The organism is Rubritalea sp. (assembly GCF_039830215.1).
GTDB lineage: Bacteria > Verrucomicrobiota > Verrucomicrobiia > Verrucomicrobiales > Akkermansiaceae > Rubritalea.
The window spans coordinates 1-2624 of sequence record NZ_JBDOPO010000284.1 but is presented as its reverse complement, the minus strand read 5'-3'; the positions used below and the strand labels follow the sequence as shown (position 1 = coordinate 2624).

The following is a 2624-nucleotide window of genomic DNA, read 5'->3' as shown; positions in this document are numbered from 1 at the left end:
CTAAACGCTAGAATCTAACCGTAGCACATGTGCTACGGTTAGTGGCGGTGGCCCAACAGCAGCCTCCAGCCCTCGTACTCATTCTTTCCTAGGGTGAAGATGATAGGGTTAAAATCGTCCAACTCCTGTCGGGGGGACGTTAAAGAACAGCGACAGGTATTCTTGGGAGTAATAGACATCTCCTTGGTATTTCTGATTTTACCCATCTGGTTAGTTCATGCGAACTAGGGCAAAAAAAATCAGTAGTGATGAAAAACACTAAAGCACTATTAAAGAAGAGCTGAAATACATCCGTGTTGGAACACGCGCTAGAAGGATCACTTGCCTTCAGTTCCACACCTCGCTAAATAGCAAAGATTCCCCTAATGGTCACGAGCTGTTAGGGGAATTTTCTATTCATCTAAAAAAATTTCTTGACTTTTTATCTCTACAGTTGTATAATAATATTTCTGAAAACTGGAAAAAGGAGATGTTATGTTTGATATATTATTCGTGCTAGTTGTTATAGGATGTGGAATCTCTAGCTACGCACTAGGTAGAAAAACTGGCATCATGGCAACAGTAGGCTACCTCATAGAAGAAGAAATCATTGAGGTGGATGACGTATAACAATTAAAAGGAAAGTAGTAATGTCACCATTATTAAAAGCATTAATACAAAAACTAACAGGGGATATAGCGGTAGCTAGGGCTAATATCCAGGTCTACCAAGACCACCCTGCAGGAATCGGAGAACATCCCGACTTGGTAGCTGCTATAGAGTCCCAAGTGGCGCTCATAGCAGCAGCAGACGAAAAAATTCAAGTAATAAATAAATATTTTTGAATTCAATGATAGATAGTATAATACTAGTGTGGACTCGGGTGCAAATCCCGACACCTCCACCAACCTAATTCTTATGATAGCGTGCATTTGTAGAAACATAAGTGAGAGCGACTACCATGACTTGAAATCGTTACTAAAACGACTAGAGCAAGAAGATGTACAATGCAGTAAGTGCATCAACTACTACAGGGGGGTGATCCAGATTCGACAGGCTAGGAAAGGCTATCAGGAGAATAGTGCGGAAGCTACTTTACAGCAACAAAACAACTGCAAACGATGAAGTGTTTGCGTTAGCCGCATAAGCTAACTGAGGGTGGCTACTTCCCTTATCACCTAAAAGTAGCGTTTTTATAAACCAGTCACCGAAAGGGGCTACAGCAGCTTTCCGAAAGGGAGCTAAAAGGAGAATAGAATGGTCACACATAGATCATTATTGGCAGACCTGCCTAAATTTTTTGTAGGGTTTGACCGCTTTGAACATGATTTCTTAGCAAGCGCGGTAGATGGAGGTTATCCTAGATATAACATATTACAAACAGGAGATGCAGGCTATAGAGTTGAAATAGCCCTTCCTGGATGGGATAAAAAGGATATTGAAATCTCACTATTTAAAAGCGTGCTTAGCGTTAAAGGTACTCGGAAGCAAGTAGAAGATCCAAATGAAACATACGCCTATAAAGGGTTAAGTGGAAAGCAATTTACACGAAACTTTAGAGTAGGCGACCATATTAAATTAAAAAAAGCGTATTTGGAACGCGGACTGCTTTGCTTAGATCTGATTGAGAATTTACCTGAATCAGAAAAACCCGTAACCATTACCATCGACTAGGAGAAGTCATGGAAAAGTATGAGAGAGACATGCGAGGAGTAATAGATAAATATCAAGATGAAATAATTCTTACTAGAGCAATAGTAAGAGCTGTTTTTGTAACTTGGTTTGCTATTCATATACCTATATGGATTATAGCACTCTCGTAAAACTAATCGGAGAGGGGTGAAAGCCCCTGTCCACTTTTAGGAGCTAGTATGAAACCTTTAGGCAATGAGAAACAAAATTCACTTAGTCGTAAATGGACAAAGTCAATGCGAAAAAGAGACAAAGCAAAGGGGCGTCAAGCCGCAAAGAAGGAGCTAGTATGAAAAAATTAAGTTTAGCTATTGCCTTAGCCTGTGGTACTGCTACAGCCGCAGATGAACCCACTTACACCAATGGCGTTGCAGATATTATCAATAATAATTGTGTAGTCTGCCACCAGAAAGGTGGAATCGGACCTATGACGTTCGAAAACTATGAGCAAGTTAGACCTTGGGCTCCTTTAATTCAATATAAAGTTGCAAGTCGAGAAATGCCACCCTATTCCTACGATCATGGAATAGGTATACAAGACCTTCAGGGAGACTGGAGACTAACACAAGAAGATATAGACTCAGTAGTAAACTGGGTCAACGCGGGTGCCCCCTATGGCGACCGTGACATAGTAGTACAATCCCCTAATTTACCAGACCCAAATGAGTGGACTTTTGCCGCCGACTTGGGTCAACCCAACCTAATAATCCCTTCAGTACCCCTCGATATTCCAGCCAATGGTAATGATATGTGGCACAAACATATCGTAGATTCTGGCGTAACAGAAGATAGATGTATCAAAGCGATACAAGTTAAGCCCCTAGGACATGCCAAGGCAGTAGTACATCACGCTAATTCTAATCTTTATATAGATGGACAAACCGGCGGAATGCTTACCGAATACGCAATGGGTAAGTGGGGAGAGTTAGTACCTAATGAAGTTTGCAGAACAT

At 41.1% G+C, this 2624-nt stretch carries 4 protein-coding genes; all 4 read left to right on the top strand.

Annotated elements, in window-relative coordinates:
* Window positions 1–474 precede the first annotated feature (474 nt).
* Window positions 475–609: a hypothetical protein gene (locus ABGY95_RS09355; protein WP_347441412.1), complete on the top strand. Its 135-nt coding sequence runs from the start codon at window positions 475–477 to the stop codon at window positions 607–609.
* Window positions 610–629: 20 nt separating this feature from the next.
* Window positions 630–824, top strand: a complete 195-nt coding sequence (locus ABGY95_RS09350) for a hypothetical protein (RefSeq protein WP_347441411.1) — start codon at window positions 630–632, stop codon at window positions 822–824.
* Window positions 825–1257: 433 nt separating this feature from the next.
* A complete protein-coding gene (locus tag ABGY95_RS09345; protein ID WP_347441410.1) occupies window positions 1258–1653 on the top strand; it encodes an Hsp20 family protein in 396 nt (131 codons plus the stop codon).
* Between the two features lie 241 nt (window positions 1654–1894).
* Window positions 1895–2624, top strand: a 730-nt coding sequence (locus ABGY95_RS09340) for a cytochrome c (RefSeq protein WP_347441409.1), incomplete at its 3' end; no start/stop codon positions are given.